Here is a 13696-nt window from a genome sequence, read left to right as displayed (position 1 = left end):
CGACCGGCACCGGACCGCCCGGCCGGCACCCACCACGCTAACGCCGGAACGCCCCTGTTCCCGCACGGCACTGGTTTCGCACCGTCCCCAGTGTCCCATCGCCGCCCACCGCCTCGGACGTGTTCGGCCGACAAGACCTGTCGCCCCGGACGTGTTCAGGCGACAGGACCGCACGCTCCGATACCGGGCGCGGCCGCCGGACCACCGCGGGTGAGGTGGTACGTCGACGCTCCCGGAGCTCAGACCCTCGCCGCGACGAGCAGTCCCGACGACCAGTGCAGCGGGGTCGGCACCAGCCGGGCATCGGCCAGCAGCCGGTCCAGCAGGGCGTCCGCCTCTGTCGCGTGCCCGTCCGGCCAGGTGGCCTGCGGCAGCAGGTCGTCCACCACGTACAGCGCCCCAGGGGCCAGGAGCTCCAGGGCCTCGTCGAGCCGCTCGAACTTGCCCACCCAGGTGTCGGCGAAGATCAGGTCGAACCGCTCGCCCGCGATCCGGTCGAGCAGCGCGCCCGCGTCGTCGTGCACGATCCGCACCCGTGGGTCGTCCCCGTGGTGCTCCTCGGCGATCCGCACGAGGGCCGCTTCGCTCTCCACGGTGAGCAGGGTGCTGTCCGCGGTCATTCCGGCGAGCAGCCAGGCGGCTGACATTCCGGCACCGGTGCCCAGCTCCAGGACGCGGCCACCGGGCTTGGCCGCCGCGAGCGTCCGCAGGAGAGCCCCGGTGTGCGGTTCGCACGACAGCTCGAACCCCACCCGGGCACAGGATGCGGTGATCGACGCCAGGACCTCGATGTCGGCGGACCACGGCTCTGTTCTCATCTGACGGCCCCTGGAGGCTCGGGTAGGGCGCAATCCCCTACGGCGATCAACTGTCGCAAGGCTAAGGGCGGTTGCGACCTCCCCCAACCGCTTTCCCCGACCGCCCGACGCCCCGTCCGGGCGGACGGGGGCTCAGGCGTCCCCGTACGCCTCGCCGCCCAGCCTCAGCACCGCCTCGCCCGCCGTCGCATCGGCCAGCCAGCCCCGGAAGCCCTCGATGTCGGCGTCCGGCAGCCCGATCTCGATGACCACCGCCTCCGTGTACCGGACCTCGCGCACGGCCCGGCCGGTCGCGCGCAGGTCGTTCTGCAGTTTTCCCGCACGCTGATGGTCGACGGTGATCGTGGCGAGCCGGAACCGCTGCCGGGTGACCGTGCCGAGCGCGTCGAGTGCTTCCCCGACCACTCCTCCGTACGCCCGGATCAGTCCTCCGGCACCCAGCTTCACCCCGCCGTAGTAGCGGGTGACGACCGCGGCGACGTACCGCATCTCGCGGCGCATCAGCATCTGCAGCATGGGGACGCCCGCGGTGCCACCGGGCTCCCCGTCGTCGCTGGCCTTCTGCACGGAGGCGTCGGCACCGATCACGTACGCGAAGCAGTTGTGGCTGGCGGCCGGGTGCTCCCTGCGGATGCGTGCGACGAATTCCTGCGCCTCCTGTTCGGTGGCGGCGGGGGCGAGCGCGCAGATGAAGCGCGATCGGTTGATCTCGGTCTCGTGCACGCCCGCTCGGGCGACCGTCCGGTACTGCTCCTGCATCCGGCCACCCTATGCGCAGGCGCGGGAATGGTCCGCGCCCGCTGCCCGTTGTCCCGATCATGTACGCAGACGCAGAAGCAGACGGACACGCAGGCTCGGACCGAGGCGCGGACGCCGGGACGATCCGCCGGATCCTCCTCGACACGGGCCCTACCTGGGCGGTGGTGGGGCTGTCCGACAACGAGTCGCGCGCGGCCTACGGCGTGGCCGCGGTCCTTCAGAGCTTCGGCAAGCGCGTGGTCCCGGTGCATCCCAAGGCGGAGCGGGTGCACGGTGAGCAGGGCTACGCCTCGCTGGCCGACATTCCGTTCCCGGTCGATGTCGTGGACGTCTTCGTCAACAGCGGACTCGCCGGTGCCGTCGCGGACGAGGCCGTGACGATCGGCGCGAAGGCGGTCTGGTTCCAGCTCGGAGTGATCGACGAGGCTGCGTACGAACGCACCCGGGCGGCCGGCCTCGACATGGTGATGAACCACTGCCCGGCGATCGAAATACCCCTTCTGGACCGATGAGCGACGCTTCATCCCTCGGCCGAATGTGCGGGGTATCACACGTACAGCCCGGCTGGGAGAATGACCTGCTGTGAGTCTCACCAGTGCGTCCTGCGTCTTGAGCGTTCCCCACCACCGGGACCGGCTGGCAGATCAGCTGTCGGACCTCGGCGTGGAGCGGAACGGCGTCCTCATGGTCCACGCGTCGATGCGTGCGATGGGGACGGTCGTAGGCGGGGCCGGGGCGGTGGCCGGTGCGCTGCGGGACGGGCTCGGCGAGGACGGCACCCTGATCGTCCCGGCCTTCACACCGGAGAACTCCGACACCTCCCCGCACTACCGCAACCGGGTCCGCGGCCTCGGCGTCCACGCCCGGGAAGCCGTCCGCGCGAGCATGCCACCGTTCGACCCGGCCACATCGCCCGCCCCTTCGATGGGCCGCATCGCCGAAGCCGTACGGCTGACGCCGGGGGCAGTACGCAGCGCCCACCCCCAGACCTCGTTCGCAGCCCTGGGCCCACTCGCCGGGAAACTGGTCGGGCACCACCGCCCCGACTGCCACCTCGGCGAGGATTCCCCGCTGCGCGGCCTGTACGACGTGCAGGCGCAAGTGCTGTTGCTCGGCACCGGTTTCGACTCCTGCACCGCGTTCCATCTCGGCGAATACCGCGTCCCGTCCCCGCCGCACCGCACCTACCGCTGCGTGGTGACCACTCGCGGGAACCGCCATTGGTGGGAGTACGAGGACGTGGCCCTGGACGACAGCGACTTCGCCACGCTCGGGGCGGAGTTCGAACGCACGGACGACGGCACGGCGGTACGCACCGGAACGGTGGGCTCGGCGACGGCCAGACTCTTCCGCTTCACCGACGCGGTGGACTTCGCGGCCCGCCGGCTTCCGTCCCTGCGGGGGACGCGGCCCTGACCCGGCCGTCGGCAGGCCGGGGCCTCCGTTCCCCGACAGCCGGCCGCGCTCCCGCCATCTCGGCACTGCGTCGTTCCGAGGGGCCGCGCGCGGCCCCTCACACCTCGACGCCGAGCCCCTCGACGAGTACCGCGTGCGGCAGTGACGCGAGTGCCTTGCCCGGGACGATCAGTTTGCCGCGGCGGCTGCCGCTGCCGATCAGTACCCATTCCTCGTCCACCACCGCGGGATCGAGCAGCAGCGGCCAGGCCGCCGGGAGGCCGATCGGGGTGACGCCTCCGTACTCCATACCGGTCTCGCCGACCGCCGTGTCCATCGGGGCGAACGACACCTTGCGGACGCCGAGGTGCTTGCGGACCACTCCGTTCACGTCGACACGGGTGCGGGAGAGGACCACGCACGCGGCCAGCGTGACATCGCCGCCCCGCTTGCCCGCCACCACGACGCAGTTGGCCGAGGTGTCGAGGAGTTCGGCGCCGTGGTGTTCGACGAAGACCGCCGTGTCCGCGATGGCCGGATCCGTGTCGACGTGGAGGATCCGGTCGGTGGGGACGTCGCCCCACCCCTTGCTCACGGCCCGGGCGACCGGCGGGACGAGGAGGTCGAGGCGGTCGACGGCGGGGGCCGCGTCCTCGAAGGTGCCGATGGGTGCGCGCATGCGCGTCAAGTTAACAGCCTGCGGGTGGGCGCCGCCGGCCGTCTCAACCGGTGAACTCAGCGTGCCGGCGGGATGGATACCGCCATGGTGAGTTCGGCGGGTTCGGAGCCGTCGTTGCGGTAGGTGTGCGGGTGGTGCGCCTCGAAGACGGCCGAGGTGCCTGTGGGTACGGAATGCGCCTCGCCGTCGACGACCAGGGTGAGTACGCCCGCGGTGACGTGGAGCAGTTCGACGGTGCCTTCCGGATGCGGGTCGGAGGAACTGCTGTCGCCGGGCATCAGGTGCCAGGACCAGAGTTCGAGCGGCCCCCTGGCCTCCGTACCGACGAGCAGGGTGGTGGAGCTGCCGGCCTCGGTGGACCACATGCGCACAGCCTGGCTCTGCGGCACCAGCCGGACGTGGGTGCCCTGCTCGTAGTCGAGCAGGGTGGTGATGCTGACGCCCAGCGCGTCGGCGAGCTTGACGGTGGTGCCGACGCTCGGGTTCGTCCGCGCCTGCTCGATCTGGATGATCATGCCGCGGCTGACTCCGGCCCGGGCGGCGAGAGCGTCCAGGGTGAAGCCGCGTTCGCCGCGCCAACGCTTGAGGTTGCGCGCGAGCGACTGCGTGAGCTGGTCGAGGTCAGACACATTCCGTCCAATATTCTGGAAGACAGAGTCGAAAATACTGCACTACGGTGTGATGTACCCACCGTTCATCGCACTGTACTGCGAGGCCTGCCATGACAGCACTGTTCGCCCTTGCCACCAGCTTGTTGTGGGGGCTGGCCGACTTCGGCGGCGGACTGCTCACCCGGCGTACGCCCGCGCTCACCGTGGTCGTCGTGTCGCAGACCCTGGCGGCACTCGTGCTGGGCGTCGTCGTGGTCGCCTCCGGTGGCTGGAGCGAGGCCGGACCGCAGCTCTGGTTCGCCGTGGCAGCGGGCGCGGTGGGGCCGGTCGCGATGCTGAGCTTCTACAAGGCACTGGCGCTGGGCCCGATGGGGGTCGTCTCGCCGCTCGGTTCTCTGGGCGTCGCCGTGCCCGTGACCGTCGGTCTCATCGTCGGGGAACGCCCCGGGCTGCTGCAGTTCGCGGGGGTCGGCGTCGCGGTCGTGGGCATCGTGCTGGCCGGAGGACCGGAGCTGCGCGGGGCTCCGGTGCAGCGGCGGGCGGTGGTGCTGACGGTGGTGGCCGCATTCGGCTTCGGGACGGTGATGTCTCTGATCGCAGAGGCGTCCACGACGGTCACCGGGCTGTTCCTGGCGCTCTTCGTGCAGCGGCTCACCAACATCGCGGTCGGCGGTACGGCCCTGTACGTGTCGGTGCGCCGCGGAGGAAGTGCGCTGCCCGAGGGGAGCGGGGTGACCGTGGTGCTGGCCGCGCTGCCCGCTCTGGCGTTCGTCGGCCTCGCCGATGTCGCGGCCAACGGCACCTACTCGATCGCCGCGCAGCACGGCCCCGTCACCGTGGCCGCGGTGCTCGCCTCGCTCTACCCGGTGGTGACGGCCCTGGCCGCGCGCGGCGTCCTGGGCGAGCGGCTGCGTGGGGTGCAGGCGGCAGGGGCCGGTCTCGCCCTGGTGGGAACCGTTCTGCTCGCCACCGGGTAGATCCGGCGCCCGGTGCCTGCCCCGCCCGCACGGGGCGGCTCTCACCCTTCTTCCAGTTCGGCGACGGCCAGCAGCTGCTCGGGGGTGACATCCGCCGGGATCGGTACCGGTGCGGGCGTGCGCAGGGGCGGCTGCCAGCCCTTCTCCGGGTCCCAGCTGCGTACGACACGTGCCGGGGCCCCCGCCACCACCGCGTGGTCGGGCACCTCGCCACGTACCACCGCGCCCGCCGCGACCACCACATTGCGCCCGAGCCTGGCGCCCGGCAGGATCACGGCGCCCGTACCTATCCAGCAGCCTGGGCCGATGGCGACCGGCTCCATGCGCGGCCACTGCCGGCCCACGGGCTCGTGCGGGTCGTCGTAGCTGTGGTTCGTGGACGTGATGTAGACGTAGGGCCCGCAGTACGTGTTCGAGCCGATGGTCACCGTGGTGTCGGCGACGACGTGGCTGCCGCGGCCGAGCACCACTCCGTCCCCCAGGGTGAGGATCGGTTCGGAGCCGAGGTCCAGGTCCGGCATCAGTCCTGCGGTGAGGGTGACCTGCTCGCCGATGATGCAGTAGTCGCCGAGCTCGATCCACGGCTCACCGAAGACCGTGCCTTGCGGGAAGGCCAGCCTGGTCCCCTCGCCGATGCGGCCGAACCGCAGTCCGCCGGGGTGTTCCGCGGTGACCGCGCCCGCCTCCCGCACCGCGCGCCAGCCGCGGTGGACGGCCCGGGACAGGATGCGCCGCCGCCAGGCGGTCAGGGATGAGAACGTGTTGCTGTTCTTGGGCACGCGCTCACGGTAGTCGGAGCGCCCCGGCCGGCCGCAACGGTGGTCTGTGATGTTCACCCCACTCGGCGGCAGCCGGACGGTCGTCGCATAGCGTTCCCCTGGCGCGACCCGACAGCCACGACCGGACACACGGAGGAACGCACGATGGCAGAGCAGGCGTTGATCACGGGCATGGGCGGCCGGGAGCCGGACATCGACGCGGAGGCCTTCACCGCGCCGACGTCGGTCGTGATCGGAGAGGTGACCCTGGCCCCGGGCTCCAGCGTCTGGTACCAGACCGTGCTGCGCGCCGACTGCGCTCCCATCGCCATCGGCACCGACAGCAACATCCAGGACAACTGCACCGTCCATGCCGACCCCGGATTCCCCGTCGCCGTCGGCGAGCGGGTGTCGGTCGGGCACAACGCCGTACTGCACGGCTGCACCATCGAGGACGACGTCCTGGTCGGCATGGGGGCCACGGTCCTCAACGGGGCACACATCGGAGCCGGTTCGCTGGTCGCCGCGCAGGCACTCGTTCCGCAGGGGATGCGGGTACCGCCGGGTTCGCTCGTGGCCGGGGTCCCCGCCAAGGTCAAGCGGGAGCTGACCGCGGAGGAGCTGGAGGGCGTCAAGTTCAACGCGGTGGGGTACGTGGAGCTGGCCAAGGCGCACCGTCAGGCGCACGAGGGCTGAGGGAGGGCCGGCGCGTCGGCCCGCGGGGCCGCTCCGGCACCGCTCAGTCCGTGGCCGATACGGACTCCGTCTCGGCCACGGAGCGTTCCGCGGCCTGCGCGGCCGCCTTCTTCGACCGGTTCTTCAGGACCAGCATCGAGGTCGCCCCGATGGCCACGGCGACCACCAGTCCGAGCCAGGAGAACCGCTTGAGCCAGGCCTCCGCGACGACACCGACGGTGTAGACGACGGCTGTGGTGCCGCCGGCCCAGATGATGCCCCCCAGCACATTGGCGATCAGGAACTTCCAGTACGGCATGCGCAGGACGCCGGCCAGCGGTCCGGCGAAGATACGCAGCAGAGCGACGAAGCGGCCGAAGAACACCGCCCACATGCCCCACTTCTGGAACGACCGCTCCGCCACGGCGATCTGGTCCTCGCCGAAGTGCCGGGGGAACTTGCCGCCGAGCCAGGCGAGCAGCGGCCGGCCGCCCTTGCGGCCGATGGCGTATCCGATCGAGTCGCCGATGACCGCCCCGGCGGAGGCGCAGGCGCCGAGGATCACCGGGTCGATGCCGCTGTGGCCGGCGGCCAGCAGGGTCGCGCTGACGAGGACGATCTCGCCGGGCAGGGGTATGCCCAGGCTCTCCAGGCCGATGACGACGCCCACCAGGACGTACACGCTGACCGCGGGAACTGTCTCCAGCCACTCCTGGATGTGCAACGCCGGTTCCTCCCGTGCTGATGTGCCCTCGTCCGCCGGAGGACTCCGCGGCGCACGGCGGGCAGCCTACCCGCCCGGCCACCTGCCCCGACAGCGCGATGGGCCGCCCGCACCCCGTCAGGGGCGGGACGGCCCGGCTGGTCCGCGGCGTGCCTCAGGCGTTCGGGCGGAGCGTCCAGACCACGGTCATCTCCCCGGTGACCGCCCCGTCCGCGCGCCGGATCTCGATGGTGACGGGGAATTCGGGCCGCTTGCCCGCGTCCAGTTCGGCGACCACGTCCGCCACCGGGCGTCCGAGGGTCGCGGTCGCGGTGACAACCCCCATCGCCAGCTTCTTGTAGCCGATCTCCGCCTTCACGGCGAGCGGGACGGCGCGGGACATCTGGTCCCCGAAGGCGGCGATGACGATCGCGCCGCTCGCCGACTCGGCAAGCGTGAACATCGCTCCGGCGTGCGGTCCGCCGAGGTGGTTGTGGTACTCGGCCCGGTCCGGCAAACGGACGACCGCACGGTCCGGGGTCGTCTCGAGGAACTCGAGGTCGAGGGTGGCGGCCATCGGCACCGTCGCGAGGAGCATGTCTCCGACTGTCATCTGTTCAGCGCTCATGGGCCGCATGTTACTCACGGGTAGGGGAGTTTGGCCATCCCCCGCGCGACCCCCGTCCCGTCCCCCTCGGATCCCCCGCCCCGCCGCCTTGACCATTCCCTCACAGGGGCGGCCGTAGCCGACCGGCGGCGGCCCCTCTATGGTTACTCGCCATGTGGCCAGGACAGCAGCCGCCCGGGGGCGAGCAGAACCCGCAGGACCAGAATCAGAACCCGTACCAGCAGCCGGGGTACCAGCAGCCGAATCCCTATCAGCAGCCGGGATATCAGCAGCACGGGCAGCCGGGGCAGCAGCCCGGGTACCCGCAGCCGAACCCGTACCAGCAGCAGACCGTGCCGCAGTACGCGGTGCCCGGCCCGCCCGGGCCCCCGCCCCCCGGGGACGACAGGAAGAAGACGACCGTCGTCGCGATCGTCGCGGCCACCGCGGTGGTGGTGGCCGCCGTGGCCACCGGCGTCGTCGTGATGAACAAGGACGACAAGGGCGGCACCGACGTCAACGGCGGCGGGAAGACCTCGTCCTCCCCGAAGCCTTCCGTGGACACCTCCTCCGCGGTGCCGAACCCGCGCGGGAACGACGGGGACGCCAAACCCCTCATCGCCGGCTGGAAGGTCGTCACCAACCCCAAGTGGGGCACCCAGTTCGACGTGCCCGGTGACTGGGAGGTCGGAGCGCCCGGGACGCTCTCGTACTTCGAGGACGAGAAGAAGGGCGACGGGTCGACGCTGATCGGCTTCACGGCCCCGGCATACCTCCAGAGCAAGTGGTGCGTCGACGACGACGACAAGGACGGCACCAAGGAGGAGTACAGCCTGGCCAGTGCGGGCACCCGGGGCGCCGAGGGAGCCACGGACGCCGACAAGAACGCCCACAGCGAGGCCGGGACCTGGGCGTGGGCCGCCTATGCGCAGCACATGCCGCAGAAGATCATCAAGATCAGCGAGGCGAAGAAGTACACGACCCGGTCGGGTCTGACCGGCAGCGTCGTCACGGCCACCGCCCCGAACGTCACCAAGCGGAAGAAGTGCGACTCCGACGGCAAGTCCATCGCCTTCACCTTCAAGAACAAGAACGGTGACTTCGCCTCCTGGATCCTGTACGGCGCCGACTCCGTCAAGGACGAACTCCCGGACGCGACGATCCAGAAGATCCTCAGCACGGTGCGGCTGACCGACGTCACCCCTTCCTGACCGCGCCACCGGCAGGCAGAGCATTTGGCAGGTCGGGGCTCCGGCAGCGATAGTTCCTCGGTGACTCCTGCTTCCGTCCCCCGACCCCGCACACGCCCCGCCTGGGCCGGCCGCAACTACAGTCTGCTGACCGCCGCCGCGATCATCACGGGTCTGGGTACCCATGGTGCGTTGATCGCGGCGGCGTTCGCCGTACTGGAGTCGGGCGGTGACGGCGGTGACGTCGGCCTCGTGGCGGCCGCCCGCACGGCTCCGCTGGTGCTGTTCCTGCTCATCGGGGGCGCGATAGCGGACCGGGTGCCTCGGCACCGGGTGATGGTGGCGGCGAACGCGCTCAACTGCGTCTCGCAGGCCGCGTTCGCCTGGCTGGTCCTGGCCGGCGACCCGAAGCTGTGGCAGATGATGGCGCTCACCGCGGCGTGCGGCACCGGGCAGGCGTTCTTCAATCCGGCGGCCGAGGGCATGCTGATGTCCAGCGTCAGCGGCGAACAGGCGGGCCGGGCCTTCGCCCTCTTCCGGATGTCGATGCACGGCGCCGCCATCGGCGGTGCCGCACTCGGCGGGGCCATGATCGCCGCGATGAACCCGGGCTGGGTGCTGGCCGTCGACGCGGCGGCGTTCGCGGTCGCCGGCGCGCTGCGCGCCTTCCTGGACGTCGCCCACATTCCGGCGCGGAAACCCGGCGGCGGGCTCCTGTCCGATCTCCGCGAGGGCTGGCAGGAGTTCATCGGCCGCCCCTGGCTGTGGTCGATCGTGGCGCAGTTCTCGGTGGTGGTCGCGGTGGTCGGGGCCGCCGAGTCGGTCTACGGGCCGCTGGTCGCCCGGGACGAACTCGGGGGCGCACGCCCTTGGGGATTCGCGCTCGCCGCGTTCGGCGTCGGCACGCTGTGCGGCGCACTGCTGATGATGCGCTGGAAGCCCCGGCGGCTGCTGCTGGCCGGATCGCTCTGCGTCTTCCCGCTGGCCCTGCCGTCGGCGGCGCTCGCGGTGCCGCTGCCGGTGGCCGGGCTGAGCGCGGTGATGTTCGTCAGCGGCGTGACCATCGAGGTGTTCGGGGTCTCCTGGATGACGGCTCTGCATCAGGAGATCCCGGAGGAGAAGCTGTCGCGCGTATCGGCCTACGACTGGTTCGGATCGGTGGCGATGCTGCCGCTGTCCACTGCCGTGGCCGGCCCGGTGGAGGGCCTGGTCGGGCGTGGCCCGGCGCTGTGGGGCTGCGCGGCGCTGGTCACGCTCTGCACCGCGGCCGTGCTGCTCGTACCCGACGTACGGAACCTCACCCGCCGCAGCGCCACCACGGAGGTGGTGGCCGCGTCCGGGAAGCCGTCGTCAGCCGATACCGAAGGAGCCGTCGGGCGGCTCGGGTGAGCCGACCGCGTCGGCGTCCCCGACCGGCCGGGCCGCACCGATGAGCCGGGCCAGCGCCGGGCCGTGCTCGACCCGGGCGGGGAAGATGTCGCCCGCGCAGCGACGGGCCAGGGCGGCTGTGTCGAGGGGGCTGCGAGAGGCGATCAGGACGACGTTCCCGAAGCGCCGCCCGCGCAGCACCGCGGGTTCCGCGATCAGTGCCAGCTCGTCGAAGACGACCGCGAAGTTGGCCAGCTGCGAGCGGAGGAATCCGAAGGGGGCGCTGTCGGCGAGGTTGGCGGCGTAGACGCCGTCGTCGCGCAGCGCCCGTCCGGCGGCCCGCGCGTACTCGACCGAGGTGAGGTGCGCGGGCACCCTGGAGCCGCCGAAGACGTCCGCGATCAGTACGTCGACAGAGCCGGCCGGTGTCGCCTCCAGCAGGGCGCGGGCGTCCGTGCCGTGCACGGTGATGCCGCTGCCCTCGGGGAGGGGCAACTGCTCGGCGACCAGGTCGAGCAGACCCAGATCGGCTTCGGCGACGACCTGCCGGGAGCCGGGCCTGGCCTGGCTGACATAGCGGGGCAGGGTCAGGGCGCCGCCGCCGAGGTGGAGTACGTCGAGGGGGGCGTCCGGTTCCGCGGCGCAGTCCAGGACATGGGCGAGCCGCTGTGCGTACTCGAACTCCAGGTGGGCCGGTTCGTCCAGGTCGACGTAGGACTGGGGCGCACCGTCGACGGTGAGCAGCCAGGCCCGGTCCCGGTCCACATCGGGAAGCAGTCTGGCGGTGCCGTGGTCCACGTCCCGGATCACAGGTATCGGCTCGTTCACTCCCCCATTGTGGGGTGCCGCTCCCGCCGCTCGGGACCGCGACGGTCCCCCGCCGCTCGGTCCCGCCCGTCCCGGACCCGGCGCCGGAACCGCCTCCCGGGCGAACGGGCGGCGGTTCCGGTGCGGATCAGAGCAGACCGGTGACGGTGCCGGCACCGACCGTGCGGCCGCCCTCGCGGATCGCGAAGCCGAGCCCCGGCTCCAGCGGGGTGTCACGGCCCAGTTCGACGGTCATGGTGACCGTGTCGCCGGGGCGCGCCACCGCCGTTGCGCCGAGGTCGATGTCCCCGACCACGTCCGCGGTGCGGATGTAGAACTGCGGCCGGTAGCCGGTGGTGACCGGCGTGGTCCGGCCGCCTTCGCGCGCCGACAGGACGTACACCCGCGCGGTGAAACGACGGCTCGGCGTCACACTGCCGGGCGCCGCCACCACGTGGCCGCGGCGGACCCGGTCGCGCTCCACCCCGCGGACGAGCAGCGCCACGTTGTCCCCGGCCTGCGCGGACTCCATCGGCTTCCCGAAGGTCTCCAGGCCGGTGACGACCGTCTCGATGTCCGCACCGAGCACGCAGACGCGGTCGCCGACCCGGACGGTGCCGCGCTCGACGGCTCCGGTGACCACCGTGCCCCGTCCGGTGATGGTCAGGACGTTCTCCACCGGCAGCAGGAACGGTGCGTCGGTGTAGCGCACCGGCATCGGTACGTACGTGTCGACGGCGTCCAGCAACGCCTCGACGGACGCGGTCCAGCGCGGGTCGCCGGCCAGCGCCTTCAGTCCCGACACCCGGATCACGGGGACGGAGTCGCCGCCGTAGCCGTGCGCGGAGAGCAGCTCGCGGACCTCCAGCTCGACCAGGTCGGTCAGCTCGGGGTCGCCCGCGTCGGCCTTGTTGAGGGCGACGACGATGTGGTCGACGCCGACCTGGCGGGCCAGCAGGACGTGTTCGGCGGTCTGGGGCATGATCCCGTCGAGCGCGGACACGACGAGAATCGCCCCGTCGAGCTGCGCGGCGCCGGTGACCATGTTCTTGACGTAGTCGGCGTGGCCGGGCATGTCGACATGCGCGTAATGCCGGGTGTCGGTCTCGTACTCGACGTGCGCGATGTTGATGGTGATGCCGCGCCGCGCCTCCTCGGGCGCCCGGTCGATGCGGTCGAACGGGACGAAGGTGCCGGTGCCGCGGTCGCTGAGGACCTTCGTGATCGCGGCGGTCAGAGTGGTCTTGCCGTGGTCGACGTGGCCCATGGTGCCGATGTTCAGGTGCGGCTTGGTGCGCACGTATGCCGTCTTGGACATGACTCGTTCCTTGGAAGCTCGAAGCTGAGAGAGAAGACCCCAGGGCCCCGCCGACCCTCCCCTCACGGGGTCCGCCGGACTGTCGGGGGAGGGTCAGCTTCGGGCGCCGCCGAGGGGCGCTGCGGCAACGGAGTGCGCTGCCGCGGTGTCCGCGCAGGCGGCGAGAACGGCAGCCTTCGGCGTGTCCGCGACTGCGGACTGCGCTGCGAGGAAGGCGTACCGGAACATGGGTCCGATCATGGCCGACGGCGACGGGCCGGTCGAATGGTTTTCCGCCGTGCCGGGCAAGGGAGTTCGGCGCCGCGCCGGTCTCAGAGGTGCTTCAGCGCTTCGCGCACGGAAAGCGGTGAGAGCTGTTCCCGGGCGCCGTCGACGAAGTCCAGAACGGCTTCCGGATCGGTCTTGGCGTACTCGCGCAGGCACCAGCCGATCGCCTTGTGGATGAAGAAGTCGGGGTGGTCGGCCCGGCGCAGGCAGTACCCGAAGAGCCGTTCGGTGTCGGTGGCGTCCCGGAAGCGCAGTTGGTGCAGCAGGGCGGTCCGGGCGATCCAGAGATCGTCGTCCGCGATCCACTCGTCCATCACCGTCCTCAGCCCCGGGTCGGCGGCCACGAGTGGTCCGGCGACATGGGCGGCGAGCACGTCGACCGTGTCCCACCAGGGGACGGTGGCGACTAGGTGTCGTACGACGGGCAGAAGACCGGACGAGCAGCGGGCCACGTGCCGGCGCAGATAGTCGGCGGCGAAGTACTGGTACTCGCGCTCGGGCAGCTGCCAGCAGCGCAGCGCGAAGGCCGTGCAGTCCGTCTCGTCCGGACGCCCGGTGCCCTCCAGGACCATGCGTGAGACGGCCCTGCGCCGCGGAGTGGGGATACCGAGGAAGGGGGCGACGTGTTTCATGTACGCGGCGGCGGAGGCGGCCCGTTCCGGTTCGGCGGCCGAGGGATAGAGCGTGGTCAGCCGCCGCAGCACGGTGTCGGCGAGCGCGCTGTGCGGCACACCGGGAGCGCTTTCGGCTGCGTGGCTCATACG

At 71.5% G+C, this 13696-nt stretch carries 17 protein-coding genes; 6 read left to right on the top strand and 11 right to left on the bottom strand.

Going from position 1 to position 13696, the window contains the following annotated elements; translation table 11 throughout:
• Nucleotides 1-239: 239 nt before the first annotated feature.
• Both ACFVXE_RS10060 and ACFVXE_RS10055 read right to left on the bottom strand, forming a co-directional pair.
• A complete protein-coding gene (locus ACFVXE_RS10060; protein WP_389670556.1) occupies nt 240-818 on the bottom strand; it encodes an O-methyltransferase in 579 nt (192 codons plus the stop codon).
• A gap of 132 nt (nt 819-950) precedes the next feature.
• Nucleotides 951-1577, bottom strand: a complete 627-nt coding sequence (locus ACFVXE_RS10055) for a YigZ family protein (protein WP_389670555.1) — start codon at nt 1575-1577, stop codon at nt 951-953.
• A gap of 59 nt (nt 1578-1636) precedes the next feature.
• Here ACFVXE_RS10055 and ACFVXE_RS10050 point away from each other — a divergent pair, with 59 nt between their 5' ends.
• Nucleotides 1637-2089 carry a CoA-binding protein gene (locus tag ACFVXE_RS10050; RefSeq protein ID WP_389670554.1) on the top strand — a complete coding sequence of 151 codons (453 nt, stop codon included), beginning with the start codon at nt 1637-1639 and terminating at the stop codon, nt 2087-2089.
• 70 nt (nt 2090-2159) lie between these two features.
• Nucleotides 2160-2993: an aminoglycoside N(3)-acetyltransferase gene (locus ACFVXE_RS10045; protein ID WP_389670553.1), complete on the top strand. Its 834-nt coding sequence runs from the start codon at nt 2160-2162 to the stop codon at nt 2991-2993.
• 97 nt (nt 2994-3090) lie between these two features.
• Here the strand turns inward: ACFVXE_RS10045 and ACFVXE_RS10040 are convergent, their stop codons facing one another.
• A complete protein-coding gene (locus ACFVXE_RS10040; protein WP_389670552.1) occupies nt 3091-3651 on the bottom strand; it encodes a YbaK/EbsC family protein in 561 nt (186 codons plus the stop codon).
• Nucleotides 3652-3707: 56 nt separating this feature from the next.
• On the bottom strand, nt 3708-4280 hold the full coding sequence (locus tag ACFVXE_RS10035; protein ID WP_389670551.1) for a helix-turn-helix domain-containing protein: 573 nt from the start codon (nt 4278-4280) through the stop codon (nt 3708-3710).
• A gap of 92 nt (nt 4281-4372) precedes the next feature.
• Here ACFVXE_RS10035 and ACFVXE_RS10030 point away from each other — a divergent pair, with 92 nt between their 5' ends.
• Complete coding sequence (locus ACFVXE_RS10030) at nt 4373-5239, top strand: EamA family transporter (RefSeq protein WP_389670550.1); 867 nt, start codon at nt 4373-4375, stop codon at nt 5237-5239.
• A 41-nt stretch (nt 5240-5280) separates the two neighbouring features.
• On the opposite strand, the gene ACFVXE_RS10025 is transcribed toward ACFVXE_RS10030, so the two are convergent.
• A complete protein-coding gene (locus tag ACFVXE_RS10025; protein WP_389670549.1) occupies nt 5281-6018 on the bottom strand; it encodes an acyltransferase in 738 nt (245 codons plus the stop codon).
• 144 nt (nt 6019-6162) lie between these two features.
• Here ACFVXE_RS10025 and ACFVXE_RS10020 point away from each other — a divergent pair, with 144 nt between their 5' ends.
• Nucleotides 6163-6693 (top strand): gamma carbonic anhydrase family protein, encoded by a 531-nt coding sequence (locus ACFVXE_RS10020; protein ID WP_389670548.1) that lies wholly within the window; start codon nt 6163-6165, stop codon nt 6691-6693.
• 43 nt (nt 6694-6736) lie between these two features.
• Here ACFVXE_RS10020 and ACFVXE_RS10015 read toward each other — a convergent pair whose 3' ends face one another.
• Nucleotides 6737-7396, bottom strand: coding sequence for a DedA family protein (locus ACFVXE_RS10015; protein ID WP_389670547.1), 660 nt, complete (start codon nt 7394-7396; stop codon nt 6737-6739).
• Between the two features lie 154 nt (nt 7397-7550).
• On the bottom strand, nt 7551-7988 hold the full coding sequence (locus ACFVXE_RS10010) for a DUF4442 domain-containing protein (protein ID WP_389670648.1): 438 nt from the start codon (nt 7986-7988) through the stop codon (nt 7551-7553).
• A gap of 167 nt (nt 7989-8155) precedes the next feature.
• On the opposite strand from ACFVXE_RS10010, the gene ACFVXE_RS10005 reads away from it, so the two are divergent.
• A complete protein-coding gene (locus ACFVXE_RS10005; protein ID WP_389670546.1) occupies nt 8156-9193 on the top strand; it encodes a hypothetical protein in 1038 nt (345 codons plus the stop codon).
• A gap of 60 nt (nt 9194-9253) precedes the next feature.
• Complete coding sequence (locus tag ACFVXE_RS10000) at nt 9254-10561, top strand: MFS transporter (RefSeq protein WP_389670545.1); 1308 nt, start codon at nt 9254-9256, stop codon at nt 10559-10561.
• Here ACFVXE_RS10000 and ACFVXE_RS09995 read toward each other — a convergent pair.
• The 4 genes from ACFVXE_RS09995 to ACFVXE_RS09980 form a co-directional block, all read right to left on the bottom strand.
• Nucleotides 10523-11368 (bottom strand): spermidine synthase, encoded by an 846-nt coding sequence (locus ACFVXE_RS09995; protein WP_389670544.1) that lies wholly within the window; start codon nt 11366-11368, stop codon nt 10523-10525. The two genes, ACFVXE_RS10000 and ACFVXE_RS09995, sit on opposite strands and share 39 nt — an antisense overlap.
• A gap of 127 nt (nt 11369-11495) precedes the next feature.
• The gene (tuf, locus tag ACFVXE_RS09990; RefSeq protein ID WP_389670543.1) at nt 11496-12665 is read right to left on the bottom strand and encodes an elongation factor Tu; all 1170 of its coding nucleotides are present in this window, start codon (nt 12663-12665) and stop codon (nt 11496-11498) included.
• A 93-nt stretch (nt 12666-12758) separates the two neighbouring features.
• A complete protein-coding gene (locus tag ACFVXE_RS09985) occupies nt 12759-12893 on the bottom strand; it encodes a hypothetical protein (RefSeq protein WP_389670542.1) in 135 nt (44 codons plus the stop codon).
• Between the two features lie 83 nt (nt 12894-12976).
• On the bottom strand, nt 12977-13693 hold the full coding sequence (locus ACFVXE_RS09980; RefSeq protein WP_389670541.1) for a DNA alkylation repair protein: 717 nt from the start codon (nt 13691-13693) through the stop codon (nt 12977-12979).
• Nucleotides 13694-13696: the final 3 nt, after the last annotated feature.

This window comes from Streptomyces sp. NPDC058231 (genome assembly GCF_042882275.1).
In the GTDB taxonomy this organism is placed as follows: Bacteria; Actinomycetota; Actinomycetes; order Streptomycetales; family Streptomycetaceae; genus Streptomyces.
Note: the sequence above shows the minus strand (reverse complement) of the source record. Positions and strands in the feature narration are given on the sequence as shown.